This is a genomic window from Amycolatopsis sp. NPDC004747 (genome assembly GCF_053601335.1).
Genome location: NZ_JBSGBQ010000004.1, coordinates 175,436 through 202,424, shown reverse-complemented (window position 1 = coordinate 202,424; position 26,989 = coordinate 175,436). Strand labels below are relative to the sequence as shown.

Genomic DNA, 26,989 nt, shown 5'->3' with positions numbered 1-26,989 from the left:
GCTTTCCCGGGGGGAGCTGCGGGCCACCCCGATTTTCGCCAGCCCATCAGCCCGGGAGGGGCCATGACCTCGATCGCGCCCGTCGCGCCACCGGTGGAGCGCGCACTGCCGCGCTGGTCGGCCCGCGCCTGCGCGGACGCCGACCGGGCGGACGTGCTCGCGCTGTTCGCCGACCCCGGTTTCTTCTTCCGCACCGACCGGCCCGACACGCGGCCCGAGTGGGAGATCGTCCGGCTCCTCGGCGACGACACGCGCGTGCTCCGCGCCGACGGCGAGCCCGTCGGCCTCTACGCGCTGGAGCACGAAGGCAGCGAGCACGGCTGCCACTACGTCCTGCACCTGCGCCTGCGCTCAGGCGTGCCCACGCACTGGTGGCGTGCTGCCTACCGCGAGATCGTGCGGGCCCTGCGGTGGCGCCACGAGCTGGTGCGGCTGTCGGTCCGGTTCCCCGAGTTCGACCCCGCGGGCCTCGCCTTCGCCCGCTCGGCGGGGCTCACCGAAGAGGGCACGCTCGCCGGCGTGACCACCCACGAAGGCCGTCGCCGCGGCACGGTCTTCTTTTCGCAGGTTTGGGCGGAGTCATGAAACTGCGCGGATACCGCGGCACCGACCGCGGGCTGCTGAGCGGGCCGTGGCTCGCCGGCGAGCTGCTCGGGCTGCCGGTGGCGGGCTGGCCCGCACTGGCCGATCCGACGGAGGTCCCGCCGCCCGACGGCGACGACGAGGAACTGTGCGTGACCGACGGCGCCTTCGTCCGCTACACCGGCATCGACTGGGTGCACCGGCGGGCCCGCGTCGAGATCGGCGTCCACCCCGGACTGTCCGATCTGGACGGACTGCTCGAAGCCGCCGTCGCGCACGGGTTCACCGGGCTGAACCTGCGGCGCCTGCACGGCTGGGTCACCCCGGCCGCCCGGCCCGGCACCGGCGTGCTGACCGCGGCCGGCTTCCGGCGCGAAGCCGTCGTCCCGGCCGGCGGCTGGTTCGACGGCGCACCCGCCACCCGCGAGATCTGGGGGACGATCCGCCATGACTGACCTGAGGCCGCTTTCGCCCGCCGAGGCCGCGCGGGGACTGCGCCGCGCGGGCGACGCCGCGCGCGGGTTCCTCGGCACCGATCCGGTGACCCAGAACGACGCCCTGCTCGTGCGCGAGCTCATCCGCCGCGAGGCCCAGGTGTACGCCGCGGGCGGCGCGCTGGTCGGCTGCGTGCCGAACCGGGCGCAGCCGCGCCAGGCGTACGTCTCGAGCACGTCCGCCGGCCCCGAGCCGGTGCGCGCGCTGCTCGGCCACCTCACCGCCTACCAGCGCCGGACGTCGTTCGTCGCGCTGGTCCCGGAACAGGGCGCCGCCGCCTTCCTCGGGGCCGGGTTCACCCGCGGCGGCGTGCTGCCCGGCCACCACTACGCCGGCCACGCGTTCCACGACGTGCTGGTCCTGGTGAAGGAGGAGTCATGCCGATCGTGACCGTCCGGCACTTCACCGAAGAGGACGTCCCGCTGCGTACCGAACTGCTGCGCGAGGCGCGGTTCACGGCCAACCTCACCGACTTCGCCGTCGGCGCGGGAGACGACGGCCTGCAGGCCCGGCAGCTGCGCACCATCACCGAGGAGCAGCGCACCAAGCGGATCTTCACCGTCTGCGGCCCGCACGACCGCGTGCTCGGCTTCGCCTGGATCACCTCGATCGACTGGCGCGCACAATGCTGCGAGCTGTCCTTCGGCGTGCTGCCGCGCGACCGCGGGCTCGGCGCGTTCGCCGTCTACGCCGTGCACAAGCACCTGCGCGACGAGCTCAACATGCGGGTGATCGTCAACCAGGTCTACACGCACAACACCATGTTCCTCTCCGCCGAGGCACTGGAAGCCCAGCACCAGGTCCGCTGCGAACGGGATTCCTACACCGTCGGCGAATGGCGGACGGCGTGCTACTGGACACTGTCCGACGAGGACATCCGGGCGCACCGGGAGTCCGCCGAGAACCGCCGCCGCGAGCTGGCCGAGCGGATCCGCGAGCGCATCGAGGCCCGGTCGTGACCGGGCGGGCCGGGTACCTGCGCACCCCGGCGATCTCCGGCGGCACCCTGTACTTCGCGTGCGAGGACGACCTCTGGTCCGTGCCCGCCGGCGGCGGCCGGGCCCACCGCCTCACCGCGGGCCCCGGCGAAGCCCGGCGCCCGCGGATCTCCCCGGACGGCACCGAAATCGCCTTCGTCGGCACCTACGACGGCCCGGCCGAGGTGTACGTCATGCCGGCCGACGGCGGCCGGCCGCGGCGGCTGACCTACCAGGCCGGCCGCTGCGTCACCGTCGGCTGGCACCCGCACACCGGCGAGGTGCTCTACGCGACCGACGCGGAGCAGCCGTCCGGCTTCGGCGCGCGCCTGTTCTCGGTGCCGCCCGCCGGCGGTCCCGCGCGGCCGCTGCGGCTCGGGCCCGCCGACACGATCGCTTTCGGTGACGGTGAGGTCGGCGGGGTCGTCGTCGGCCGCAACACCGCGGATCCCGCGCGGTGGAAGCGCTACCGGGGCGGCGGGACCGGCGAACTGTGGTACGCCGAGCGGGAATCCGGGCCGTTCACCCGGCTCGTCGCGCTGCCCGGGAACGTCGCCGACCCGTGCTGGGCCGGCGGCCGCGTCCACTTCATCAGCGACCACGAGGGCATCGGCAACGTCTACTCGTGCCTGCCCGACGGCACCGACCTGCGCTGCCACACCGACCACCACGACCACTACGCGCGCGGCCTGACCACCGACGGCACCCGGCTGGTCTACACCGCGGGCGCCCGGCTGCACCTGCTCGACGACCGCGGCGCCCGGCCGGTCGAGGTGGACCTCGGCGGCGCGGCACCCCAGCGCGGGCGCCGGTTCGCCCACGCGGGCGAGTACCTCGACGGCGCGCGCCTGTCCCCCGACGGCACCCGGCTCGCGGTGACCGCCCGCGGCAAGGCGTTCACCTTCGAGCACTGGTCCGGGCCGGTCCGCGGCCACGGCAGCGCCGACGGCGTGCGCTACCGGCTGCTGCGGTGGCTGGCCGGCGGGCGGCAGCTGGTCGCCGTGGCCGCCGACGAGAGCCCGGACGAGCGGATCGTGCTGCTGGACGCCGAGGGCGGCGAAGACGCCCCGGTGCTGGTCGCGGGCGGCGTCGGGCACATCACCGAGCTGACCGCCTCCCCCGCGTCCGGGCTCGTCGCCTTCGCGACCAGCCGCCAGCGCGTGTGGATCGTGGACACCGCCGACGTGCTCCCCCGGCCCCGGCTGCTGGACGCGAGCCGGCACGAGCGCATCGAGGACCTCGCGTGGTCGCCGGACGGCCGGTGGCTGGCCTACACGTTCCCGGAGTCGCCGCGGACGTCGTCGATCAAGCTCGCCGACACCGCGTCCGGGCGCACCCACCGGGTCACCGAGCCGGTGGTGCGCGACGCGCGCCCGGCGTTCGACCCGTCCGGGCGGTACCTGTACTTCCTCGGCCAGCGCGACCTCACCCCCGAGCTGGACCAGGTGCAGTTCGACATCGGGTTCCCGTTCGGCTCGCGGCCGTACCTGATCACGCTGCGGGCCGGCGACCCCTCGCCGTTCGAGACCCGGACCGCCGTGCCCGGGCAGGCGCGGCCGGCCCCGCGCGGCGACGGCCGGGTGGAGATCGACCTCGACGGGATTTCCCGGCGGGTGGCGGCGTTCCCGGTGCCCGAGGGCCGCTACAGCGACATCGGCGCGCTGCCCGGCCGGGTGCTGCTGCTGTCGGTGCCGCTGGCCGCGCCCGACCCGGCGCACCCGGACGCCGGTGGCGAAGGCACGGTGTCGCTGGTGGACCTCGGCACGGGCCGGGTCACCGCGGGCTGCCTCGGCGCGGTCGACGAGCTGGACGTCCGGGGTGACGTCGTGCTGCACCGCACCGACAGCCGGCTGCGGGTGCTGCGCGCCGACGCCGCCGGCGACCCGCCCGACGGCGAAGAGCCGGGCCCGGCCACCGGCTGGGTCGACCTCGGGCGCGTGAAGGTCCCGTTCGACCCGTCGGCGGAGTGGCGGCAGATGTTCCGCGAGGCGTGGCGGCTGCAGCGCGAAGGCTACTGGGACGCGCGGATGTCCGGGCTCGACTGGGACGCGGTGTACGACCGGTACGCGCCGCTCGCGGAGCTGGTGTCGTGCCGCGCGGAGCTGTCGGACCTGATCTGGGAGCTGCACGGCGAGCTCGGCACGTCGCACGCGTTCGAACGCGGCGGCGAGTACCGCGCCGGGCCGGACGAGGCCCAGGGCTTCCTCGGTGTCGACTGGGACACCGCGCCCGACGGCTCGCGGTGGCGGATCGCGCGGATCCTGCGCGGCGACCCGTGGAACCCGAAGGCCGGTTCGCCGTGCGCCCGGCTCGGCGCGGACATCCGCGCGGGTGACGCCGTGGTGGCGGTCAACGGCCGCCGGGTCGGCCCGCCGGGGCCCGGCGAGCTCCTGGTCGGGCAGGCCGACCGCGAGGTCGAGCTGACCGTGCGGCGGGCCGGCGCCGAACACCGCGTGGTCGTCCGGGCGTGCGCGAGCGAGGCCCGGACGCGGTACCTGGACTGGGCCGAGGGCAACCGGGCCTACGTGCGGGCGGTGTCGGGCGACCGGCTGGGCTACCTGCACGTGCCCGACATGACGCGCAGCGGCTACGCCGACTTCGTCCGCGGGTTCCTGACCGAGCTCGACCGCGACGGCCTGATCGTGGACGTCCGGTTCAACACCGGCGGGCACGTGTCGCCGCTGCTGCTCGACCGGCTGGCCCGCCGCCGCACCGGCACCGAGCACGGCCGCTGGAGCGGGATGGCGCCGTACCCCACGGAGTCGCCGCGCGGCCCGATGGCGACCTTGCTCAACGAGCACACCGGGTCCGACGGCGAGATCTTCGCCCACGTCTTCCGGGCGCTCGGGCTGGGCCCGCTGATCGGCAGGCGCAGCTGGGGCGGGGTGATCGCCACCTGGCCGCGGCACCGCCTGGTGGACGGGACCGTCACCACCCAGCCGGAGTTCCGCTACCGGTTCGGCGACGCGGGTGCTTCGCTGGAGAACCACGGCGTCGAGCCCGACCTGGCGGTGGTGCCCGCCCCCGACCGGCTCCTGCCGGGCGAGGACGACCAGCTCGCCGCGGCCGTCGCGCACCTGCTGGCCGAGCTGGGCTCGCCGTCGGACGAGCTGCCCGTGCCGCGGGCGGCCCTGCTGCTGCCGCAGGCGCCATGACCGGCCGGGTCGACGTCTGGCTGGTGCCGGTCCGCCCCCGGCCGGAGTGGCTCGGGCTGCTGGACGACGCCGAGCGCGCGCGGCTGGCCAGGCTGGCCGCCGGCCCGGCGGGGGACGTGTTCGTGGCCTCCCGTGCGCTGCAACGCCTTTGGGGCGGTGCCGCGCTGGGGATCCCGCCGCGGGAGGTGGTGATCGACCGCTCCTGCGAGCACTGCGGCGACCCGGGCCACGGCCGGCCGCGGCTGGCCGGCGCCCCGCGGTTTTCGGTGTCCCACACGGACCGGTGGCTGCTGCTGGCGGTGGCGGAGGAGGGCCTGATCGGCGCCGACATCGAGGACCCGGCCGCGGCCGCCGACCCGGCGGGGCTGGCCGGGGTGGTGTTGTCGGCCGCGGAGCACCGGGAGTTCTCGGCGGCGCCGCCGGTGGAGCGGGCGGGCCGGTTGCTGACGGCGTGGACGCGCAAGGAGGCGGCGATGAAGCTGGCCGGGCTGGGCTTGGCGGCGGCTCCGGGCCGAGTGGACGTGCGGGGGCCGCTCGCCCGTTCGGACGTACCGGGCTGGCCCCGCGAACCGGTGCACCTGGGTTCGCTGACGGTTCCGGGCGGCCACGTGGCCGCGCTGGCGACGACGGTGCCGGTGGAGGCGGTGCGCCGGCGCACGGTGGCGGAGCTTGCCCAGCCGGTGGCTGCGAGGGTGCCGTGACCTGGCCGAACTCGCCGCACCCGGCCTCGCGGCACAGCCGCGTACCCACGCCATCGGAGGAAGACCCCAACCCCTGATACCCAATCTGGGTAGCGAGTACCCATGTACCCGCATCTCCCGGAGTGCGAATCTCTTCGGCGTGAGCCAGACAGTAGAGCGCCCCGAGCAGGCCCCCCACGAGGCACCGGCCTGGTGGACCGCCGCTCGCCTTCCCGGCGAGGGCGGCGACCGGCCCGCCTGGGCGCTGCTCGCCGACGAGGTGCTCGCGTCCCTGCCCGCCGAGGGCGACTGGCCCGCTCCCGTCGACGCCGACGGCGACCACGTCTTCCGCCACGCCGTGCTGCCCTTCGCCGCCGCCACCCGCGAGCTGCTCCTCGAGCGCGAACCCGCCGCCGCACGGGTGTGGCCCGGTGTCGAAAGCTGGCTCTGCGGGCAGCTCACCGCACTCGCGGCCCGCACCTTCGTGCTGGAACTGCACTCCGCGAAGAAGGCAGGCCTGCTGCGCGGCACCACCGGCCGCGACCGGTTCGTCGACTTCCTGCGCCTGCTCGGCAGCCGCGGCCACCTCACCGAGGTGCTGGGCCGCCGGCCGGTGCTGGCCCGGCTGCTCGCCCAGACCTGCCTGCGCACCGCCGACGCCGTCGCCGAGCTGCTCGCGCGGTTCGCCGCCGACCGGGCCGCCCTGCGGGACGGGCTGCTCACCGGGAGCGTGGCCGAGCTGACCGAGCTGACCCTCGGTGCCGGCGACGTGCACTCCGGCGGCCGGGCGGTGGCCGTGCTCGGCTTCGCCGACGGACGCCGGCTCGTCTACAAGCCGCGGCCGCTCGGGCTGCTCGCCCGGTGGGGCGAGCTGCTGCGGTGGTTCGCCGAGGAACGGCCCGGGCTCGCGCCGCGCCCGGTGGGCGTGCTGGCCCGCGACGGCTACGGCTGGGCCGAGTACGTGCCCGCGCGGCCGTGCGCCGACCAGGCCGGGGTCGAGCTGTTCTACCGCCGCCAGGGTGCGCTGCTGGCCCTCCTCTACGCGCTCGACGCCACCGACATGCACTGCGAGAACCTCATCGCCTGCGGTGACCAGCCGATGCTGGTGGACGTCGAGACGCTGTTCCACCCCGCCTTCACCACGCTGACCCGCAACGGGCCCGACCCGGCCACCGCCGCGCTGCACCGCTCGGTGGCGCGCACCGCCCTGCTGCCCACGCTGATGCTCGGCGAGCACGGCGCGCTCGACGTGTCGGCCTTCGGCGGCGGCAACGGCGAGCAGAGCCCCGGCGAGGTGCCGCACTGGACCGGCGCCGGGACCGACGACATGCGGCTGGCCCGCGGCCCCCGCCCCTACGCCGGCGGCGCGAACCGCCCGGTGCTCGCCGGGGCCGAGGTCGACGCCGGGATGTACCGGCAGAGCCTGCTGAGCGGCTTCCGCGCCGCCTACGAATCGCTGGTCGACCGCCGCGCCGAGCTGCTCGGCGGGGCGCTGGACGGGTTCGCGGGCGAGGAGATCCGCCTGGTCATGCGGCCGACGCAGGTCTACGCCACGCTGCTGACCGACTCGACGCACCCCGCGCACCTGACGGCGGGTGCCGACCGGCCGGCGGCGTTCGCCTCGCTCGCCGAGGACCAGGGGAAGGCCCACCTGCCCGCGCTGGTGGCCCACGAGGTCACCGAGCTGTGCGAGGGCGACGTGCCGGTGTTCACCGCCGCCGCGGGCTCGGTCGACGTCACCACCGGGACCGGTGTCGTCCTGCCCGGGCTGCTGGCCGCCAGCGGCCTCGACCAGGCCCGCGCGAAGATCGCCCAGCTGTGCGCGGAGGACCTGCGCGAGCAGGAGTGGTTCGTGGAGGCCACCCTCGCCACCCGCCGCCCGGAGGTCCGCCACGGCGCGGGTGCGCCACTGCCCGGCGCCGTCGCCGCGGTCGTGCCCGACAGCCAGCACCTGCTCGCGCTGGCGTCGGCGATCGGCGACGACCTCGTCGCCCGCGCCGCCCACGACGACGTGCGGGCCAACTGGGTCGGCCTGGAGCTGCTGGACGGCCGCCACTGGCTGGTGCTGCCGATGGGTGCCGGGCTCGCCGAGGGCTACTGCGGCACCGCGCTGTTCCTGGCCCAGCTGGGCCGGCTGACCGGTACCGCCCGCTACTCCGAGCTCGCCGCGAAGGCCGTGCGCACGCTGCCCGTGCTCGTCGAGGTCCTCGCCGAGCACCCCGAACTGGCGCGCGAAGTCGGCTCCGGCGGGTTCTTCGGCCTCGGCGGGATCTGCTACGCACTGGCCCGGCTGGCCTCGCTCCTCGGCGACAGCACCCTCGCCGCCTGCCTGCCCGCCGCGATCGCCGCGACCGCCGCCGCCGACGCGGCCGCGCCGGTGGGCGTCGGCGAAGGCACCGCGGGTGCCCTCGCGGCGATGCACGCCGTGCACGCGGAAAGCGGGCTGCCCGAAGCGGCCGCGCTGGCCGCCACGCTCGCCCGGCGGCTCGCCGGCGCCCCGCGTCCCGCCGCCCCCGGCTTCCTCTGGGGTGCCGCGGGGGTCGACTGGGCGCTCGGCCGGGGCGGCCGGACCACGGCGGACCGGCTGGACGGAGATCTGGGCTGGTGCTCGGGCCTGGCCGGCCGGGTCCTCGCCGCGGCCACCGGCCCGGGGTTCGCCGCACGGGCGGCGGACACGTTCTCGGCCGCGGTGGCCGCCCGGCCGCCGTCGGCCGACCAATCGCTCTGCCACGGCGAACTCGGCACCCTCGAAGCACTCGTGGTGCTCGCCGGGCAGGGCCACGAACCGGCGGTCTCCGCGTTGCGGAGGGCGACCTCGCGCCTCGTGGGCGCCATCGAAGGACACGGGCTCCAGTGCGGTACTCCGCACGGCGTAGCGAGCCCGGGCCTGCTGACCGGAACCGGGGGTATCGGTTTCGGGTTGTTGCGGGCCGGTTTTGCCGAACAGGTTCCGTCGGTTCTGCTGCTCGAACCGTCGGGACACCGGAAATAACCGCGAAACACACCACATCACGGGAGTGCAGATGCGCAACGACACCAACGCCGGCGAATTCGACGCGACCCCCGCCGCTCCGGAGACGGACAGCCCGCTCGGCGACGCCACGCCTGGTGCCAGAACGAAGATCGGTGTCCGGGCGGGCATTCTCGCCGGGCTGACCCTCGGCGTGGCCAGCGCCGCGGTCGTCACGATGGACATCAGTACCGTCGTGAGCAACCACACGCACGCGTGACGTGCTCGTCACGGCACAAAGCGTGACAACAACGCCAATCCTGCCGTCCGAACAGTGGAATCTCCACCGGAAGACCACCGAATTCGTGAGTCCGGTCTCTAAGGTTGGCGCATGCGCACCCGTGCCCCCGCTCTCGTCGGCCGAGGAACGGAGATCGAAGAGATCGGGCGGGTGTTGCACGACGCTCGCCGCTCTTCCGGATCGGCCGTGTTCGTCACGGGGGAACCCGGTATCGGCAAGACCCGGCTCGCCGCCGAGGCGGTCGGCCACGCCCTGGACGCGGGCTTGGTGGTGCTGCGGGGCCGCGGCAGCACCACCGGCCCCGCCGTGCCGTTCCGGGCCCTCACCGAAGCACTCCTGTCGCTGGCCCGCACCGGCGGCCGCGAGCTGGTCGAGCAGCTCGGGCCGTACCGGTCGGTGCTGGGCAGGCTGATCCCGGACTGGGCCACCGGGGCCGACACCGCGGGCGATTCGTCGCTGGTGGTGCTCGCCGAAGCCACGCTGCGGCTCACCGGCCTGGCCGGCGCGGGCCGGGGCTGCCTCTTCGTCGTCGACGACCTCCAGGACGCCGACGTGGAAACCCTCGCCGTGGTGGAGTACCTGGCCGCCAACATCCGCACGCAGCCGGTGGTCGTGCTGGCCACCCTGCGCGCCGAACCCTCGCCCGCGCTGGAGGCGGCCCATGCCGCCACCCGGCGCGGCGAGGGTTTCCTCATGCCGCTCGACAGCCTCGGGCCCGCCGAGGTGCGGGACGTGGTGGCCTCCTCGCTCGGCGCCGAGCCGGCCCAGGTGTCCGCCGACGTGGCCGAACGCCTGTTCGCCGACAGCGCGGGCAACCCCCTGGTCGTCGAAGAACTGCTGCACAGCATGGTGGCCGCGGGCGAGCTGGTGAACGGCGCGGCGGGCTGGCGGTTCACCGGTCACGGCCGCAGCGCCGTCCCTTCGACGCTCGTCACGATCATCACCCGCCGCGCCGACCGCCTCGGCGAACGCGGCAAGCAGCTGCTCGCCATCGCCGCGGTGCTCGGCCGCCGGTTCCCGCTGTCGGTCGTGCAACGGGTGAGCGAGCTGGACGACCACAGCCTGTTCGGCCACCTCCAGTCCGCGGTCGCCGCCCAGCTGCTCACCGCCGACGAGCGCGGCGAAGACTGGTACGCCTTCCGCCACCCGCTGACCGCCGAAGCGCTGCTCACCCTGCTCAACCCGGCCGAACGCGTGGCGCTTTCGGCGAAAGCGGCCGACGCGGTGGTCGAGCTGCACCCCGACCTGCCGGGTGAGCTCTGCAGCCTGGCCGCGTCCCTGCGGCTGGGCGCCGGGGACCGCTGGGCCGCCGCCGACCTCTACCGCGAGGCCGCCCAGCGCGCGCTCGGCGAAGGTGCCCCGGGGTCGGCGATCGCCGTGCTCGAACACGCCGTGAACCTGCTCGGCGACGACGCCGGTGACGACCGGTCCGGCCGGCACCGGGACCTGCTGGAGCTGCTGCTCTTCGCGCTGGCGGAGGCCGGGCAGTTCGACCGCGCGGTGAAGGTCGCGCGCTCGCTGCGGCCCACCGACGGCCGCGATCCCGCGCGCCAGATCCGCGTGCACGTCCGGCTCGCGTGGGCGGCCCAGGTCGCCGGCCGCTGGGCGGAGGGCTTCGAGCAGGTCGCCGCGGCCCGTGCCCTGCTGCCGGAAACCGGCCTCGACGAGGAGGCCGTGGCGGTGGACGCCGTGGACGCCTACCTTTCGATGTCCGGCCCGGCCCCGGACCGGGTGCGCCGCAGCGAAGAGCTGGGCCGCCGCGCGGTCGCCGGCGCCGAGCGGATCGGCTCGGCGTCGACCGCGTGCCAGGCGCTCTACGCGGTCGGGTTCGTGGTGCGCGAGCGGGACATGGCCGAATCCGACGAGTGCTTCCGCCGGATGCTCGACAGCGCCGCGGAACACCGGCTGACGAACTGGCGCAACTACGCGCTGGTCGGCCTCGGCGGCAACGCCTGGCTGGCCGACGCGGACCCCTCCGGGCTGGAGACCGCGCGCGCCGAAGCGCTGCGCACCGGCGGGATCAGCCTGGCCTACAACGCGGACGCCGTGCTGGGCCTGCATTCCGTGCTGTGCGGCCGGTTCGCCGAGGCCGGGCATCGGCTCGACGCGTGCTACGCCGAGGCGTCGCGGATCAAGCTGTACGCCGTCAGCCGGTACGTCCAGATGGCGCAGGCGGTGCTCGCGGGGCACCGCGGCGACCGGCGGGCGATGGAGACCGCGCTCGGCGACTTCCGCCGCGGCGGAGGCGACGCCGGCCCGGAAGCGCCGCTCGCGCGCGGCCTGGCCCAGGTCTTCTGCTCGCTGCTGGAGGAGGACCGCGAGACCGCGCGCGCCGAGCTGGAGACCCTGGCCGCCGACCAGGCCCGGCAGCAGAGCGCGTTCCACCTCGCCGGCACCCACGGCCTGAAGCTCCTGCTCGACGTCATCGCCGGCGACGCGACCTGGGACGACCACCGGCGGGTCGCCGCCGGGGCCACCGGCGGGATGCGCTGGAACCGCCAGTTCGTGCTGCTGGCCGAGGCGGTGCTGCACGGCCGCGACCACGCGCACGAGCCCGCCGCGGCGGCGATGAAGCGCGCGGCGCAGGCGGCGGCACCGTTCGGCGTGGCCCGGCCGCTGGGCCTGCGCCTGACCGCGGAGCCCGCGGTCGACGACGGCTGGGGCGAGCCCGCGGAATGGCTGCGCGAAGCCGAAAGCCACTTCCACGCCGCGGACGTGATCCCGGTGGCCAGCGCCTGCCGCGCGTTGCTGCGCCGGGCCGGGGCCTCGGTCCAGCAACGCCGCACGGGCACCGAGCGGGTACCCGAAAGCCTGCGCGCGATCGGCGTCACGTTGCGCGAGTACGAGGTCTTCGAGCTGCTGGCGTTCCGCCTCAGCAACAAGGCACTGGCGGCCCGGTTGCACATTTCCCCCCGCACGGTGGAGAAGCACGTGGCGGCGTTGCTGATGAAGACCTCGGTCCGCGACCGCGCCGAACTGGCCCGCTTCGCGGCGGAGAACTCGTCGGCTTCGGAGGTGTGACGGCCGCGGCGGTCCGTCAGCGGACCACCGCCGACACCGCGCACAACGCCGCCCAGGTGGTCGCGAACGCCGCCACCTTCACGCGCGCCGAGCGGTCCGGCAAGGTCGAGCCGAACACCACCGCGTCCGCCGCGTCGGAAGCGACCCGCGCCGCGAGAGCCACCTTCAGCGGCTTGCCCTCGGGCGCGAACACCATCGCCAGGCCGATCGCCGCGTCGCGGGCGCCGATGCCCGCGATCAACGTGCGGATACCCGCGGTGACACCGCCGGCCGGGGTCGTCAGGCCGCATGGTTTGGCCAAAACGCGCGGCGCGGCGATGATCGTGGCGCTGTAGGCGGCGGTCACCGCTCCGAGGACGCGGGTCAACGCGGGCATCCGTCACTCTTTTCCCTAGGCGCGAGCTGAAGCCTTCCGCTTACCCCCGCCCGCCGGTGCCAAACCGCCGCCGATGCCCGCGCGAGCCGAGGAACAGGGAACTCCCCTCACCTCTGGTTGCTGAAAGCCGCGTCGAAAGCCGCCGACGGCTTGTCGAACAGGTGCTCGCGGACGTACTTCACCGCCTCCGCCGCGCCCCGGAGCCGGTCCATCCCGGCGTCCTCCCACTCCACCGAGATCGGGCCGGCGTAGCCGATCGAGTTCAGCGCCCGGAAGCAGTCCTCCCACGGGACGTCGCCGTGGCCGACGGACACGAAGTCCCAGCCCCGCCGCGGGTCCGCCCAGGCCAGGTGCGAGCCGAGCCGTCCGTTGCGGCCGTCGAAGCGCTTGCGGGTGTCCTTGCAGTCGACGTGGTAGATCCGGTCGGCGAAGTCGAGGATGAACCCGACCGGGTCGAGGTCCTGCCAGACGAAGTGCGACGGGTCCCAGTTCAGCCCGAACGCGGGCCGGTGGTCCACGGCCGCCAGCGCGCGCTTGGTCGTCCAGTAGTCGTAGGCGATCTCCGACGGGTGGACCTCGTGCGCGAACCGGACACCGACCTCGTCGAAGACGTCCAGGACCGGGTTCCACCGGCGGGCGAAGTCCGCATAGCCGTCGTCGATGTCATCGCTCGAGACCGGCGGGAACATCGCCACGTACTTCCAGGTCTTGGAGCCGGTGAAGCCGATGACGGTGTCGACGCCGAGCTTCGCCGCCGCCCGCGCGGTGTCGGCCATCTCGGCCGCCGCGCGCTGCCGGACGCCCTCGGGTTCGCCGTCGCCCCAGATGCGGGACGGCAGGATCGCCTGGTGCCGGTGGTCGATCGGGTCGTCGCAGACGGCCTGCCCGACGAGGTGGTTCGAGATCGCCCACACCTTGAGGCCGTGCTCGGCGAGCAGCCGCAGCCGCCCCGGCACGTAGTCCTCTTCGGACAGGGCCCGGTCGACCTCGAAGTGGTCGCCCGAGCAGGCGATTTCCAGCCCGTCGTAACCCCATTCCGAGGCGAGCTTGCAGACCTCGGTGAACGGCAGGTCGGCCCACTGGCCGGTGAACAACGTGACGGGACGGCTCATTTCTCCTCCACCGGTGTCCATTGCGCTTGTGCGGCGGCGCTTTTCTCGACGGCGGCCAGCACCCGCTGGACACGCAGGCCGTCGTCGAAGCCCGGCGCGGGGTCGGTGCCCGCGCCGATGGCGTCCAGGAGGTCGGCGACCTCGTGGGTGAACGTGTGCTCGTAGCCGAGCAGGTGCCCCGGCGGCCACCACGCGCCGACGTACGGGTGCTGCGGCTCGGTGACGAGGATCCGGCGGAAGCCCGCTTCGGTGCCGCTGCCCTCGTACCACTGGAGCTCGTTCATGGCCTCGAAGTCGAAGGCCAGGCTCGCTTTCGAGCCGTTGATCTCCAGCCGCATGGCGTTCTTGCGGCCCAGCGCGAACCGGGTCGCTTCGAAGGTCGCCACCGCTCCCCCGGACAGCCGCGCCAGGAACAACGCGGTGTCGTCGACGGTCACCTCGTCGGTGCCGCCGTTCTCGGCCGGCCGTTGCTTGACGAAGGTGTTCGTCAGCGCCGAAACGCCGGTGACCACCTCGCCGGTGACGAACTGGGCGGCGTCGACGATGTGCGCCCCGAGGTCGCCGAGCGCGCCCGACCCGGCACTTTCGCGCCGCAGCCGCCAGGTCATCGGCGCCTGCGGGTCGGACAGCCAGTCCTGCAGGTAGACCGCCCGGACGTGCCGGACCTCGCCGAGCGCCCCGCCCGCCACCAGCTTCCTGGCGTGGGCGAGCGCGGGCACCCGGCGGTAGTTGAACGCGACCATGGCCCGGACCCCGCGGTCCCGGGCCCGCCGCGCCGCCTCGGCCATCGCTTCGGCCTCGGCAACCGAGTTGGCCAGGGGTTTCTCGCACAGCACGTGCTTCCCGGCGGCCAGCGCGGCGATCGCGATCTCGGCGTGGCTGTCCCCCGGGGTGCAGACGTCGACCAGGCCGACGTCGTCCCGGGTGACGAGCTTCCGCCAGTCGGTCTCGACGTCTTCCCAGCCGAACTTCTCCGCCGCCGCGCGGGCCCGGTCCTCGTCGCGGCCGCCGAGGACGGCGAGCCGCGGCACCAGCGGTGGGTCGAAGAACCGGTGGACGCTGCGCCAGGCGTGCGAGTGCACCGCACCCATGAACGCGTGGCCCACCATGCCGATCCCGATGGTTTCCCGGCTCATGCCCCTCCTTTGTCGTGTGCCTTGCGAAGTCAGGAATCGAAGCCGACGTCGAGGTACTGGTCGACGTTCTCCTTGGTCACGACCGCCGAGTAGGTGGTGATCTCGGCCGGGATGTCGTGCTCGGCCAGGTCGCCGATCCCCTTGCCCTGCCCGAGCAGCCGGGCCAGCGCGATCGCCGTCGAGGCCATCGACGGGCTGTAGAGCACGGTCGCCTTGATCGGTGACGAGTCGGCCTTGATCAGGTTCATCATGTTCTTCGACCCCGCGCCGCCGACCATGATGAACTCCTTGCGGCCCGCGGTGTCGATCGCCGCGTTGACGCCGATGCCCTGGTCGTCGTCGTGGTTCCACAGCGCGTCCAGCTTCGGTGCGCCCTGGAGCAGGTTCGCCGTCTGCTGCTCGCCCGACTCCGACGTGAACTGCGCCGAGACGCGCGGCCCGACCTTGAACCCGGCGCGGCCGAGCGCGTCCTTGAAGCCCTTGCTGCGTTCCTGGGTCAGCGGCAGCGAGTCGATCCCGGCGACCTCGCCGATGATCGGGTTGGCGACGTTCTTCTTCTTGAGCTCCGCGGCGATGTAGTTGCCCGCGTTGACGCCCATCCGGTAGTTGTCGCCGCCGATCCAGGTTCTATAGGCCAGCGGGGTGTCGAAGATGCGGTCGAGGTTGATCACCGGGATGCCGGCGTCCATCGCCTGCTGGCCGACCGCGGTGAGTGCCTTGCCGTCGAAGGGCAGGATCACCAGGACGTCGACTTTGGCGTTGATCAGCGTCTCCACCTGGGAGATCTGCTGGTTGACGTCGTTGGTGCCTTCGGTCGCGGTGAACTTCACCTCGCTGAACTTCTGCGCCTGGGCCTTGGCGTTCTTGGTGATCGCCGCGATCCAGCCGTGGTCGGCGGCCGGCGCGGAGAAGCCGATGGTGATCGGCTTGCCCGGCTGGGCGTTGTTGCCCGCGTTGGCGACCGGTGCGTTGGACTCCGAGTTCGCCGGCGTGTTCGACGTGCAGCCGGCCAGCAGCGCACCGGCGCCGACCGCGGCCCCGCCCAGCAGGAATCCCCGGCGGCCGAGGAAGGGGTGTTCGGCCATGTTGACCTCCATCGGTGTTACTGACTACCGGTCCTGGCTTTCCTGGCCCGGAACTGCAAGAGCACGGCGAGCACGATGATCACGCCCTTGGCGATGTTCTGGATGTCGGTGTCCAGGTTGTTCAGCGTGAAGATGTTCGACAGCACCGTGAAGATCAGCACGCCGACCAGCGTGCCGATGAGCGAGCCGCGGCCGCCGGTCAGCAGCGTGCCGCCGATGACCACCGCCGCGATCGCGTCGAGCTCGTAGAACATGCCGTTGGTCGACGCGCCCGCGGTCGTCCGCGCGACGACCATGAGCGCCGCGATCCCGCAGCACAGCCCGGCCACCCCGTAGACGAGCGCGAGGTGGCGCTTGACGTTGATCCCCGCCAGCCGCGACGCCTCGGCGTTGCCGCCGACCGCGTACGTCCGGCGCCCGAACGTGGTGCGGTTGAGCACCACCCAGCCGACCGCGAAGACCAGCGCGAACAGCCAGATCAGCGTCGGGATCCCGAGGAAGCCGCCGCGGAAGAAGGCGAGGAAGTCCCGGTCGGCGACGACCTGGGTGCGCCGGCCGCTGATCCGCTCGGCCAGCCCGCGCGCCGAGACGTACATCGCCAGCGTCGCGATGAACGGCACGACCTTGCCGTAGGCGACCAGCACGCCGTTGACCAGCCCGCAGCCGAGCCCGACGGCCAGTCCACACAGGACCATCACCCACGGGCCGTACGACTGGGTCGCCAGGGTCGTCAGCCAGACGCCGGCCAGGCCGACCATCGAGCCGACGGACAGGTCGATGCCGCCGCTGATGATCACGAACGTCATCCCGACGCTGACCACGCCGATCGCCGCGGCCAGCCGCAGGATCGTCGAGATGTTGCTTTCGGTGAAGAACAGCTCGGGCCGGGTGAACTGGCCGACCAGGCACAGGACGACCAGCACGCCCGCCAGGCCGAGCAGCCGCGGGTCGGCGGAGAAGGCGAACCGCTTCCGTTCGGCGGGAAGCGCTTCCTGGGGCGGTGCTTGCGTTTCGGTCATGCCGCGCTCCCCTCGAGAATCACGTCGAGCACCTCGGCTTCGGTCAGCCCGCCGGAGCGCCGGTCGGCGAGGACGCGGCCCTCGCGCAGCACCAGCACCCGATCGGACAACCCGAGCACCTCGGGGATTTCGCTGGACACCAGCACGATCGCGACGCCGGTGGCGGCCAGCTCGTCGATCAGCCGGTACAGCTCGGCGCGGGCGCCGACGTCGACGCCGCGCGTCGGCTCGTCGAGCAGCAGCACCCGGCACCCGCGGACCAGCCACCGCGCGAGCACGGCCTTCTGCTGGTTGCCGCCGGAGAGCGTGCGGACGATCCGCCGGGGGTCGGCGGGCCGCAGGTCGAGGCGGCGCAGGCTCGCGCCGGCGTCGTCCAGTTCCTTGGCGCGTTCGGTGAAGCCGAGCTTCGCGTACCGGCCGAGGCTGGCCAGCGTGACGTTGTGCACCACGGGCAGGTCCAGCAGCAGGCCCTGGCTCTTGCGCTCCTCGGGCGCAAGGCCGATGCCCGCCCGGACCGCCGCCCGGACCCCGGGGCCGAGCGGCTTTCCCTGCACCGCCACGGTCCCGCGGTCGGCCTTGCGGGCGCCGAAGATCGTCTCCAGCAGCTCGCTGCGCCCGGAGCCGACCAGTCCGGCGATGCCGACGACCTCGCCGGCGTGGACGGTGAAGCTGACGTCCTCGAACTCGCCGTGCCGGGTGAGGTTCGCGACTTCGAGCGCCGTCTCCGGCCGGCCGTGGCCGTCGTGGCGCGGCCCGAAGACCGTCTCCACCCGGCGTCCGGCCATCAGCGCGACCAGGTCGGCGGTCGGCGTGGTGCGGGCGTCGAGGCCGGTGCCGACGGTCCGGCCGTCCTTGAGCACGGTCACCCGGTGCCCGATCCGGCGCAGTTCCTCCAGGCGGTGCGAGATGTAGACGACCGCGACGCCGTCGGCGGTCAGTTCGCCGACGATCCGGAAGAGGTTGTCGACCTCCTCGCCGGCCAGCGCGGCGGTGGGTTCGTCCATCACGAGCAGCCGGGCGTCGTGGGCCAGGGCGCGGGCCATCGAGACCAGCTGCTGCCCGGCGGCCGGCAGCTTGCCGACCTCGGTCGACGGCCGGATGTCCGGGTGGCCGAGCCGGGCCATCAGGCGGGCGGCTTCGGCCCGGGCCTGGGAAATCCGCGTGAAGCCGAACCGGGCGCGTTCGTGGCCGAGGAAGATGTTGTCCGCCACCGAAAGCCCGGGCACGAGGTCGAGTTCCTGGTACATGGTGGCGATGCCGAGGCGCAGGGCGTCGACCGGCGATCCGAGCGTGACGGGCTCGCCCTGCCAGGTGATCTCCCCGGTGTCGGGCTGGTGCGCGCCGGAGAGCACCTTGATCAGCGTCGACTTCCCGGCGCCGTTCTGGCCGAGCAGGCAGTGCACTTCGCCGGGTTCGACGTCGAAGTCGACGCCGTCGAGGGCGCGGACCCCGGGGAACGTCTTCACGATCCCGCGGACGGACAGCAGGCTCATGCGCACACCTCGCCGGCGCTCGGTGCCGCCTGCGCCGGAAGCGCGGTGTCGAGTGGTTCGCTCGCAAGCTCTCTCATACCGTGACCTCCTCGGCGAGCGTCGGGTTCGCGAACAGCCGCTCGGCCGCCAGGTGCGCGGCGCCCCGCAGCGGGGCCCGCAGGCCGAGACCGGAGGCCACCACCCGGGCCTGGCCGAGCGGCCGGGCCGCGAGCTCGACGCGGACCGGCTCGACCAGCCACTCCCCCAGCCCGGCGAAGTACCCGCCGAGCACGACGACGTCCGGATCGAGCACGTCGACCACAGTGGACAGGGCGACGCCGAGCGCGACACCGAGTTCGTGCACCGCCGTCAGCGCGCGCTGGTCGCCGCGCCGGACGCGGTCGGTGAGCCGGGCGATCCGGGCGTCCAGGCCGGGCGCCGGATCGTGCAGCGGGTCGCCCGGGGCCGCGGCCGCCCGCAGGAGCGCGGCCGGGTTCGCCTTGGTTTCCAGGCAGCCCGTCCGGCCGCAGGGACACCGCTCGCCGGACGGGTCGACGGCGAGGTGCCCGACCTCGCCCGCGAAGCCGCGCGCACCACGGAGGATCGTGCCGCGGGAGACGAACCCGCCACCGACCGCGGTCGCGCCGCCGAGGTAGAAGACGTCGGTCCCGGTGCCCGCGGCCGATTCGGCGAGCGCACCGAGGTTGGCGTCGTTGTCCACGGCGACGGCATCGGCCGGCACCGACAGCCGCGCCGCCAGCAGACCGGCGATTTCCGCGTCCCGCCAGCGCAGCGCCGGGGCGAGCCGCAGCACGGCGGCGGCCGAGTCGACCAGCCCGGGCACCGACACGGCGACCCCGACCGGTGGACCGGGCAGCACCCGGCGCGCCAGGCGGGCGAGTTCGTCCAGCCCGGCGGGGAGCCCGAGCGCGGCGACGTCGACGGCCTCGGTCCGCTCGGCCAGCACCCGGCCGGACAGATCGGTGACCAGCGCCGACAGCCGGTCGGCCTCGATGCCCAGAGCCAGTGCGTACGCGTCTTCGCCGTGCAGCTCGACCAGCCGGCTCGGCCGCCCGGCGCCGGAGCGGACCCCGGCGGGCCGGACCAGGCCGCGCCCGGTGAGCTCGGCGAGCAGGCCGGGCACCGCGGACTTCGCGATCCCGCACCGGGCCGCCAGCTGGGTGCGCGAGAGCGGGCCGGTGCGCAGCGCCCGCAGGACCGCGGCCAGGTTCGCCGTACGCGGGCTCGCCGAGCCGGCTTGCCTCGTTCCGGTGACGGCCACGATGCCCCCATCTTGCGCTGTTCCTGAACGTACTTTGTCGCTCAGGCAGCGAAAGTAGGGTGACTGGCATCACTCGTCAAGGTGATATCAGGACGTTAAGTCGGGTTTTCACCCGGATAGACGTGCGAAACCAGACAGACTTTCGCTCACAACACGCGAAAGTCTGTCCGATCTTGACGTTACACTGTGGACACGTTCAGCAACGCTCTGTCAGTGAACGGCTTCAGCTGCTGAGGGTGAACGCCCGATCGGTGGCCGACCAAGCCGCGCCGATCACGCCCGCCGTCTCGCCCAGCTCGGACAGCACGATCGGGAGGTTCCCGGTGGCCAGTGGCAGCGAGCGCCGGTACACCGCGCTGCGCACCTCGGCGAGCAGCTGGTGCCCGAGCTGGGCCACCCCGCCGCCGATCACCACCATCCCGGGGTTGATGAAGCAGACCAGCGAGGCGATGACCTGGCCGAGCCGCCGTCCGCCGTCGCGGATGAGGTTGACCGCGCCGGAGTCGCCCGCCGCGGCGGCCCGGCCGACGTCACGGGCGGTGACCGCGCCGCGTTCGGCGGCCGCCTCGGCCAGGAACGCCGAGCGGCCGCTGCGGGCCAGCGCCAGCCCGTCGCGGGCCAGCGCGGCCCCGCCGAAGTAGGCCTCCAGGCAGCCGACCTCGCCGCACGCGCAGGTCGGGCCGAAGTCGTCGAGCCGGATGTGCCCGATGTCGCCCGCCGTGCCGGCTACCCCGCGGTAGACCTTGCCGCCGAGCACGATCCCGCAGCCGATCCCGGTGCCGATCTTGACGAACATCAGGTCGTCGGTCGAGCGCGCGACCCCGGCGTGCCGCTCCCCGAGCGCCATCGTGTTGACGTCGTTGTCCACCGCGACCGGGCAGCCCCACAGCCCGCCCAGGTGGTCGCGCACGTTGAACCGGTCCCAGCCGGGCATGATCGGCGGCGCGACGGCCATCCCCTCGGCGAAGCTGACCGGCCCCGGCAGCCCGATGCCGGCCGCGATCAGCCGGCCGGGCGCCTCTTCGCGGACCTTCGCCGCGAGCTCGGCGACCCGCCGCAGCACCGGGTGCGGCCCCTGCCGGACGTCGCAGTCCTCGACCGCGTGCGCGAGCACCTCGCACGAAGCGTCGGTGACCGCCACGCCGACCGACGTCGCCCCGACGTCCACCGCGAGCACCCGCAGCTCGCCCGCGAGCCGGACCAGCGTCGACCGGCGGCCGCCCCGGCTGGCCGAGGGCCCGGCGGCCTCGACGAGCCCGACCTCCGCGAGCCGCGCCACCTCGGCACCCACCCGGGCGCGCGGCAGCTCCAGCCGCTCCCCCAGCTCGACCCGCGACATCGGGCCGTCGTCCCGCAGCAGGGTCAGCAGCCGGGTCTGGTGCCGGGTTTCGACCATCGACTGCTCCGGGGTGGATACCGTGCTCATTCGCCTCAGCGTACTGGTGCTTTCCCGGCCGTCCCGGCGGTGGCGGGCTCCCTGTGGGGGTCACCCGGACCGGTGCGATCGGCCGCGGAGCCGTTCGGCCGCCCCGGTTCCGGGGCAGCCTCCGGCCATCGGAAACCGGCTCCACGACAGGAGGACCACCATGCGACGGATTACGGCCGCGCTCGGGGCGCTGGCATTGACGACCGGCGTCCTGCTCGGCACGACGACCACCGCCTCGGCCCAGGCGGAAAGCGTCCCGGCGGAGAGGTGCATCGGCAGCTCGCTCGCGATGTTCGCGACGACCGCGTTGTGCGTCGTCCCCCGGACCTACCCGATCCTGATCATCCCGGGCGCCTGAGGCCACCGGCGGACGGCGGGGCCTGCCCTCGAACCGGACCGGCCCGCCTCACCGCACCCGCACCGGGAAGTCCGGCAGGGTGAGGGCCGAGTGCTCGGGCTTCGGCGCGCGCGGCACCTCGGTGAACTGCCGCAGCGCGGCGTTGCGCCGCTCGAGGGCTTCCGCCGTCGCCGGGAACAGCGTCACCTGGCCTTCGGTCACCAGCGCCTGGTTGGCCTCGACGAAACCACGCACCCGGTGCTCGTACGCCGCGAAAGCCGCCGTGTGGTCGGGGATGGTCGCCAGCGCGTGGCCGAGGACGTACGCGCCCACCAGGGCGAGGCTCGTGCCCTGGCCGGTCAGGAACGACGGCGCGTGCGCGGCGTCGCCGACGAGCGCGACCCGGCCGGACGACCAGCGTGGCATGCGGATCTGGCTGATCACGTCGAAGAACAGGTCGTCGGCTTCGCGCATCGCCGCGACCATGCGCGGGATTTCCCAGCCCTCGCCCTCGAAGGTGTGGGCGATGAGGTCCCGCTGGGCTCCGGGGTTCCGGAACGCCTCCATCGGCGGCTCCGGGCGGGCGGAGACCAGGAAGCCGTGGACCTCTTCGCTGTCGAGCACGGCGTACAGCGCCGCGCCCTTGCCCGGCGTGCTCCAGGTGAGCCCCTCGCGGACCAGCCCGAAGTCGTTGGGCATGGTGAAGCCGGCGAAGCAGTAGCCGAGGTAGTGGTGGAACGGTGCTTCGTCGCCGAAGGCGAGCTCCCGCGTCCGGGAATGCAGGCCGTCGGCGCCGATCACCAGGTCGTAGCGCTCCGCGCGGCCGCCGCGGAAGGTGACGTCGACCCCTTCGCCGTGGTCGGTGAGGGTTTCCACGGTGTCGCCGAAGCGGACCTCGACGTCGTCGCGCACCAGGTCGTACAGCGTCCGGATCAGGTCGCCGCGGCGGATCTCGAGGTCTTCCCCTTCGATGCCCCCGATGACCGCGTCCGGGACCAGCGACGCGATTTCGCCGCCGTCGGCGTCGAGGAACGTCAGCCGCCGCGTCGAGATGTGCAGGTCCTGCAGGCGCGGCAGGATCCCCATCCGGTCGACGGCGTCCAGCGCCGTGCCGCGGATGTCGATGGGATAGCCGCCGACCCGGAGCGCGGCGGCCTTTTCGACGACGGTCACCGCGAACCCGGCCTGCCGCAACCAGAAGGCCAGGGCCGGTCCGGCGATGCTGGCGCCCGAAATCAGAACTCGCTTCATGACGGCTCCTATAGCTAAGTTAGGTATCCAAGTTCGAGGTGCGACAATGCGCTGGATCAACCCCCGACCCGACCGACTATATACCTAAGTTAGCTATCTAAGAGGTGTGATGGCCGACACAGACGCCGGCGACGTGTCCGACCTGCGTGCCGTGCTGCCCCGGCTCCTGCAGCTGGGCAACCTGATGAACCGCAGTGGCTTCGGCGAGCGGGCGATGAAGCGGATCGGAGCCGACCTCGACCGCCCCGGCCTGTCGATCATCCTCGCCCTGCACATGACCGGGAAGGCGATGCGCGTCGGCGAGATCGCGGAGCGGATGCGGGTCGCCGGGCCGCACGTCACCCGGCACCTGCACGTGCTCGAACGACGGCGGCTCGTCCACGGCCTGGCCGACCCCGACGACCGGCGCGCCCGGCTGGTCGAGCTGACCGCCGACGGCGCCGAGATCGCCGACCGGTACGTCACCACCCTGCTCGGCTGGTTCGGCGACGCGCTGTCCGGCTGGGACCCGCAGGACCGCCGGACCTTCTACGACCTGCTCCTGCGCTTCACCGACGACCTCGCGGCCTTCCTGTCGAAGAGCGGCGAAGAGGAGGACTGACGCCGGTCAGTGCCGGGTGAACTGCAGCTTCACCGGCTGGCTGACACCCGGCTCGACCGGCAGCGGGTCGACGACGAGCCGCTCGCCGTAGACGTCGGTGACCGCGACCGCCCCGCCGCACCCGGCGCCGTTCTCCGACAGGAAGTAGTTGTAATCGGTGCGCTGCAGGCGTTTCCAGCTGCCGCCGGCCCGGACTTCCAGTCTTGCCACCGGGTTGCGGTGGTCGATCACCTGGATCCCGCACCAGTACCGGGACGATCCCTCCTTGTAGCGCAGCGAGATGCCCGGCAGCGACGGCGGGCTCACCAGCTGCCAGGTGACCGGGATTTCCCCGCGGACGCGCGCCCCGAGCCGGTCGAACGCCTCGGGGTTGAGGTCCAGCTGCCCCACCCGGCACGGCGCCGGGCACAGGTTGGTGATCCGCACCGTCACGCTCGCGCCGCCGGCCGCCTGGACCCGGACGTAGGCCCCGCACGCCTGGGCACCCTCGAAGTCGGCGACGTTCATGGCCGCGTTCAACGGATCCGGGCTCGCGTCGTACCCGCACGCGCCGGTGCCGTCGGTGTCGTAGAACGTGGCGACCCCGGAGTGGGGCGCGCCCGGCTTGATGCGCCCGGCGAGCGGCGCGTCACCGGACGCGGTCGTGGACGCCGGAGGCGGTGCGCCGGAAGACGTGGCCGTCGTGCTCGCCGGGGTCGGCTGCGTGGTGAACGGCGGGGTGGTGACGGTCGTCCCGATCGCCGCTGCGGCGTCCGATCTGCCCGCCGCGGCGGCCGGCGCCGAGCCGTCCGCCCGGGTCGTCACCAGGACGACGACCGGCACGGCCACCACGAGCAGGGCCACGACCGAAAGCACCACCGCGCGTCTGGGCACCGCACCTCCCGAACCGCTGAGCGGCCACATCGGACGGCGCCTGGGGGCGCGCCGGGCGGTGGGAACGCTAACACAGCGCGGCCCCGACGCGGCCGGACAGCCGCGCCGTCACTCGTTCCGGCGCCGGAAGGTCAACGCCCCCAGCACGATCGCCACCACGGCGAGCACCACCGCGATCACGCTCCCCAGCACCGCCGTGCCCGAGGTGAGGTCGCCCAGGAACACCGCACGCTCGGCGTCCACGACGTAGCTGAGCGGGTTGACGCGGGACAGGAAGCGGAGCCAGCCCGGGGCGAGCTGCATCGGCAGCAGGATGCCCGAAAGCAGCACGAGCGGGAGCAGGGCCGAGTTCAGCAGCGGCATGAACCTGTTCTCGCGCTTGACCGCCATCGCGACCGCGTAGGACGCCGAGGACAGCGCCGCGCTCAGCAGCGTCATCAGCAGCAGGCCCGCCACCGCGCCGCCGAGCGGGACGCGGAGGCCGAACACCGCCGCGATGCCCACCATCAGCCCGCCCTGGAGCAGGGTCACCGCGCTGTCGCACAGCACCCGGCCCAGCAGCAGGGCGGTGCGGCTGACCGGCGTGACGCGCATCCGCTCGATCACGCCCTCGCGGTACTCGGCCAGCAGCCCGAACCCGACGAACAGGCCGCCGACCATGGCCATCTGCACCAACAGGGCCGGGACGAAGATCTGCCACGCGCTGCCCGCGGGCAGGCCCGGGGTGGTGTTGACGATCGGCGTCAGCAGCGGCGCGAACAACCCCAGGTACAGCACCGGTTGCGCGAGGCCGAAGACGATCCAGAACACACTGCGCAGTTGCCGGACCGCGCGGCCGAACACCAGCCACGTGTCGAGCAGCATCAGGCACCTCCGGCGGGAACGGCGGCTCCGGCGCTCTCCGGTTCACGGAGGGCCCGGCCGGTGAGGGCGAAGAACACGTCGTCGAGCGTGGGCCGCTGCACGCCGATCGAGGCCAGCGAAACCGACTCGGCGGCGAGGTGGTGCAGCAGGCCGGGCAGCGCGGCATCGCCCTCGGGGACGCGGAAGCGCACGGTCGGCCCGTCGGTCACCACCTCCTGGGCACCCGGGGTGCGGGCGACGACCCCGGTCGCCGCGCCGATCCGGGCGGGGTCGGCGATCGTGAGCGTGACCGCGTCCCCGGACACCTTGCGCTTGAGCTCGGCGGGCGTCCCTTCGGCGACGATGGCTCCGGCGTCGATCACCAGCACGCGGTCGCACAGCTGGTCCGCCTCCTCGAGGTAGTGGGTCGTGAGGAACACCGTCACGCCGTGCTCGGCGCGCAGGCCGCGGATGTGCTCCCACAGGTTGCTCCGGCTCTGCGGGTCGAGCCCGGCCGTCGGCTCGTCCAGGAAGATCAGCCGGGGCCGGTGGATCAGCGCCATCGCGATGTCGACGCGGCGGCGCTGGCCGCCGGACAGCGTCCGTGCCGGGCGCCGATCCAGCCCGGCGAGGTCGAGCTGCCGGTAGAGCGCCTGCGCGCGGGCCACCGCGTCGGCCTTGGGCATGCGGTAGAACCGTCCGTGCGTCACGAGCTCGTCCCCGATCGGGACGTTGGACGCGGTCGCGCCGCCCTGGGCCACGTAGCCGATGCGGCGGCGCACGCCGGCCGGGTCGGCCAGCAGGTCGAGCCCGGCCACCGCCGCGGTGCCCCGGGTCGGGCGCAGCAGCGTCGTCAGCATCCGCAGCGTCGTGCTCTTGCCCGCGCCGTTCGGGCCGAGGAAGCCGACGAGCTCGCCGGCACCGACGTCGATGTCGACGCCCCGCACGGCGTCGACCGAGCCGGCGCGGCTGGTGAACGTCCTGGCCAGTCCGCTGGCGTGAATCATGGGGTCTCCTCGTCGCTCGTCCGGGCGTCCGGCCGCGGGCTCGAAACCGCCGACCGGGTCAGGTGGGCCAGGTACGCCTCCTCGGCGATGGTGATGCCGAGGCGGTTGTTGGTCATGTGCACGAAGGACGGCAGCAGTTCCCGCAGCGCGACGCTCGCGTCGCGGACCACCGCGTCCCGTTCGTGCGACTCGTAGCCCCCGCTGCGCGCCAGCTCGGTGACGCGCTCCCGGAGCAGCCGGCAGTGCCGCACCCAGCCGCCGAGGACCGGCCCCGGGTCCGGCCCTCCCCCGCGGGCCGCGGCGAGGATCGCGGCGGCGTCGGGCCGGAGCCGGCCCGCCATCCGCCGGTAGGCCCCGCCGTAGGCCGCGTCCGGGTCGTCGCCGAGGCCGTACCCGCGGTGCCAGAAATCCCGGTAGCCCGCAAGGAAGCCGGCGATGGCCGCGTCGTCGTCCAGGAAGGTCGCGCAGAGGACGAGGGCCAGCCGGGCCGACACGCCCAGCCGGCGCGACCGCGGCGAACCCAGCAGGCCCAGCACGACGTCGCTCGACACTTCGAAGTGCCATTCGGCCAGCTCGACGCCGAGCGGCCCGCCGTAGCGCCGGTACTCCGGCTCGTACGGGACCCGGCGCCAGGTGTTGTTGGCGCGCACCGGAATCGTCCCCTCGGAGCCGTACCGGGCGTCCCAAGTGGACTGGTCGTATTCGGCGAGGAAGAACGCGCGCTGCACCGCCGCCGGCAGCTCCGGCGCCCGGCCGGCCGACGGGTGCCGGCCGAGGTAGCGGGCGATCCCCTCTTCCAGGAGGCCGGCCACGGTGTCCCGCCGCACTCCCGGTCCCGGCCGCACCCGGACGCGGACGTGGTCGCCTTCGAGCCAGTACCGGATGAAGAAGTAGCCCGCCGCGGCGCCGCTCGCGCGCAGGCGTTCGACGGTGGGCCGCAGCCAGCCGGTCAGCAGTGGATCGGCGTCGCCGTGGTAGAAGACGTGCAGGCCGACCCAGTCGGACACC

The 26,989-nt window shown here is 73.9% G+C and carries 24 protein-coding genes; 11 read left to right on the top strand and 13 right to left on the bottom strand.

Features of this window, described 5'->3' with window-relative positions; translation table 11 throughout:
- Positions 1-63 precede the first annotated feature (63 nt).
- The 9 genes from ACWEGE_RS07910 (at position 64) to ACWEGE_RS07870 (ending at position 12,161) form a co-directional block, all read left to right on the top strand.
- A complete protein-coding gene (locus ACWEGE_RS07910) occupies positions 64-585 on the top strand; it encodes a hypothetical protein (RefSeq protein ID WP_449659683.1) in 522 nt (173 codons plus the stop codon).
- Positions 582-1,037 (top strand): GNAT family N-acetyltransferase, encoded by a 456-nt coding sequence (locus ACWEGE_RS07905; RefSeq protein ID WP_449659682.1) that lies wholly within the window; start codon positions 582-584, stop codon positions 1,035-1,037. Before ACWEGE_RS07910 ends, ACWEGE_RS07905 begins: the two co-directional genes overlap by 4 nt.
- Complete coding sequence (locus ACWEGE_RS07900) at positions 1,030-1,467, top strand: hypothetical protein (RefSeq protein ID WP_449659681.1); 438 nt, start codon at positions 1,030-1,032, stop codon at positions 1,465-1,467. Before ACWEGE_RS07905 ends, ACWEGE_RS07900 begins: the two co-directional genes overlap by 8 nt.
- On the top strand, positions 1,455-2,036 hold the full coding sequence (locus ACWEGE_RS07895) for a GNAT family N-acetyltransferase (protein ID WP_449659680.1): 582 nt from the start codon (positions 1,455-1,457) through the stop codon (positions 2,034-2,036). The genes ACWEGE_RS07900 and ACWEGE_RS07895 overlap by 13 nt, the downstream gene beginning before the upstream one ends.
- Positions 2,033-5,209, top strand: coding sequence for a S41 family peptidase (locus tag ACWEGE_RS07890; RefSeq protein WP_449659679.1), 3,177 nt, complete (start codon positions 2,033-2,035; stop codon positions 5,207-5,209). Before ACWEGE_RS07895 ends, ACWEGE_RS07890 begins: the two co-directional genes overlap by 4 nt.
- The gene (locus ACWEGE_RS07885; protein ID WP_449659678.1) at positions 5,206-5,910 is read left to right on the top strand and encodes a 4'-phosphopantetheinyl transferase family protein; all 705 of its coding nucleotides are present in this window, start codon (positions 5,206-5,208) and stop codon (positions 5,908-5,910) included. Before ACWEGE_RS07890 ends, ACWEGE_RS07885 begins: the two co-directional genes overlap by 4 nt.
- A gap of 139 nt (positions 5,911-6,049) precedes the next feature.
- A complete protein-coding gene (locus tag ACWEGE_RS07880; RefSeq protein WP_449659677.1) occupies positions 6,050-8,881 on the top strand; it encodes a type 2 lanthipeptide synthetase LanM family protein in 2,832 nt (943 codons plus the stop codon).
- A 31-nt stretch (positions 8,882-8,912) separates the two neighbouring features.
- Positions 8,913-9,119 (top strand): hypothetical protein, encoded by a 207-nt coding sequence (locus ACWEGE_RS07875; RefSeq protein WP_449659676.1) that lies wholly within the window; start codon positions 8,913-8,915, stop codon positions 9,117-9,119.
- Between the two features lie 111 nt (positions 9,120-9,230).
- The gene (locus ACWEGE_RS07870) at positions 9,231-12,161 is read left to right on the top strand and encodes a helix-turn-helix transcriptional regulator (protein WP_449659675.1); all 2,931 of its coding nucleotides are present in this window, start codon (positions 9,231-9,233) and stop codon (positions 12,159-12,161) included.
- Positions 12,162-12,177: 16 nt separating this feature from the next.
- On the opposite strand, the gene ACWEGE_RS07865 is transcribed toward ACWEGE_RS07870, so the two are convergent.
- The 8 genes from ACWEGE_RS07865 to ACWEGE_RS07830 form a co-directional block, all read right to left on the bottom strand.
- Entirely contained in the window at positions 12,178-12,537 is a 360-nt protein-coding gene (locus ACWEGE_RS07865) for a hypothetical protein (protein ID WP_449659674.1), read from the bottom strand.
- A gap of 107 nt (positions 12,538-12,644) precedes the next feature.
- Positions 12,645-13,649: a sugar phosphate isomerase/epimerase family protein gene (locus tag ACWEGE_RS07860; protein WP_449659673.1), complete on the bottom strand. Its 1,005-nt coding sequence runs from the start codon at positions 13,647-13,649 to the stop codon at positions 12,645-12,647.
- Positions 13,646-14,785, bottom strand: a complete 1,140-nt coding sequence (locus tag ACWEGE_RS07855) for a Gfo/Idh/MocA family protein (RefSeq protein ID WP_449659672.1) — start codon at positions 14,783-14,785, stop codon at positions 13,646-13,648. Before ACWEGE_RS07855 ends, ACWEGE_RS07860 begins: the two co-directional genes overlap by 4 nt.
- Positions 14,786-14,814: 29 nt before the next feature.
- Positions 14,815-15,882 carry a substrate-binding domain-containing protein gene (locus ACWEGE_RS07850; RefSeq protein ID WP_449659671.1) on the bottom strand — a complete coding sequence of 356 codons (1,068 nt, stop codon included), beginning with the start codon at positions 15,880-15,882 and terminating at the stop codon, positions 14,815-14,817.
- A 5-nt stretch (positions 15,883-15,887) separates the two neighbouring features.
- A complete protein-coding gene (locus tag ACWEGE_RS07845) occupies positions 15,888-16,889 on the bottom strand; it encodes an ABC transporter permease (RefSeq protein WP_449659670.1) in 1,002 nt (333 codons plus the stop codon).
- Entirely contained in the window at positions 16,886-18,382 is a 1,497-nt protein-coding gene (locus ACWEGE_RS07840; RefSeq protein WP_449659669.1) for a sugar ABC transporter ATP-binding protein, read from the bottom strand. Before ACWEGE_RS07840 ends, ACWEGE_RS07845 begins: the two co-directional genes overlap by 4 nt.
- 73 nt (positions 18,383-18,455) lie before the next feature.
- A complete protein-coding gene (locus ACWEGE_RS07835) occupies positions 18,456-19,643 on the bottom strand; it encodes an ROK family protein (protein ID WP_449659668.1) in 1,188 nt (395 codons plus the stop codon).
- Between the two features lie 223 nt (positions 19,644-19,866).
- Positions 19,867-21,039 carry an ROK family transcriptional regulator gene (locus tag ACWEGE_RS07830; protein ID WP_449659867.1) on the bottom strand — a complete coding sequence of 391 codons (1,173 nt, stop codon included), beginning with the start codon at positions 21,037-21,039 and terminating at the stop codon, positions 19,867-19,869.
- A gap of 190 nt (positions 21,040-21,229) precedes the next feature.
- Here ACWEGE_RS07830 and ACWEGE_RS07825 point away from each other — a divergent pair, with 190 nt between their 5' ends.
- Positions 21,230-21,427, top strand: a complete 198-nt coding sequence (locus ACWEGE_RS07825) for a hypothetical protein (RefSeq protein ID WP_449659667.1) — start codon at positions 21,230-21,232, stop codon at positions 21,425-21,427.
- Positions 21,428-21,475: 48 nt separating this feature from the next.
- On the opposite strand, the gene ACWEGE_RS07820 is transcribed toward ACWEGE_RS07825, so the two are convergent.
- A complete protein-coding gene (locus ACWEGE_RS07820) occupies positions 21,476-22,657 on the bottom strand; it encodes an FAD-dependent monooxygenase (protein ID WP_449659666.1) in 1,182 nt (393 codons plus the stop codon).
- A 109-nt stretch (positions 22,658-22,766) separates the two neighbouring features.
- Between ACWEGE_RS07820 and ACWEGE_RS07815 the strand changes: the two genes are divergently transcribed.
- A complete protein-coding gene (locus tag ACWEGE_RS07815) occupies positions 22,767-23,258 on the top strand; it encodes a MarR family winged helix-turn-helix transcriptional regulator (protein WP_449659665.1) in 492 nt (163 codons plus the stop codon).
- A 6-nt stretch (positions 23,259-23,264) separates the two neighbouring features.
- Here ACWEGE_RS07815 and ACWEGE_RS07810 read toward each other — a convergent pair whose 3' ends face one another.
- The 4 genes from ACWEGE_RS07810 to ACWEGE_RS07795 all read right to left on the bottom strand — a co-directional run bounded on the left by ACWEGE_RS07810 (position 23,265) and on the right by ACWEGE_RS07795 (position 26,988).
- Positions 23,265-24,131 carry an expansin EXLX1 family cellulose-binding protein gene (locus tag ACWEGE_RS07810; protein WP_449659664.1) on the bottom strand — a complete coding sequence of 289 codons (867 nt, stop codon included), beginning with the start codon at positions 24,129-24,131 and terminating at the stop codon, positions 23,265-23,267.
- Between the two features lie 108 nt (positions 24,132-24,239).
- Positions 24,240-24,995, bottom strand: a complete 756-nt coding sequence (locus ACWEGE_RS07805) for an ABC transporter permease (RefSeq protein WP_449659663.1) — start codon at positions 24,993-24,995, stop codon at positions 24,240-24,242.
- Positions 24,995-25,981 carry an ATP-binding cassette domain-containing protein gene (locus tag ACWEGE_RS07800; protein ID WP_449659662.1) on the bottom strand — a complete coding sequence of 329 codons (987 nt, stop codon included), beginning with the start codon at positions 25,979-25,981 and terminating at the stop codon, positions 24,995-24,997. Before ACWEGE_RS07800 ends, ACWEGE_RS07805 begins: the two co-directional genes overlap by 1 nt.
- Positions 25,978-26,988, bottom strand: coding sequence for a thiopeptide-type bacteriocin biosynthesis protein (locus tag ACWEGE_RS07795; protein WP_449659661.1), 1,011 nt, complete (start codon positions 26,986-26,988; stop codon positions 25,978-25,980). Before ACWEGE_RS07795 ends, ACWEGE_RS07800 begins: the two co-directional genes overlap by 4 nt.
- Between the last annotated feature and the right edge of the window lies 1 nt (position 26,989).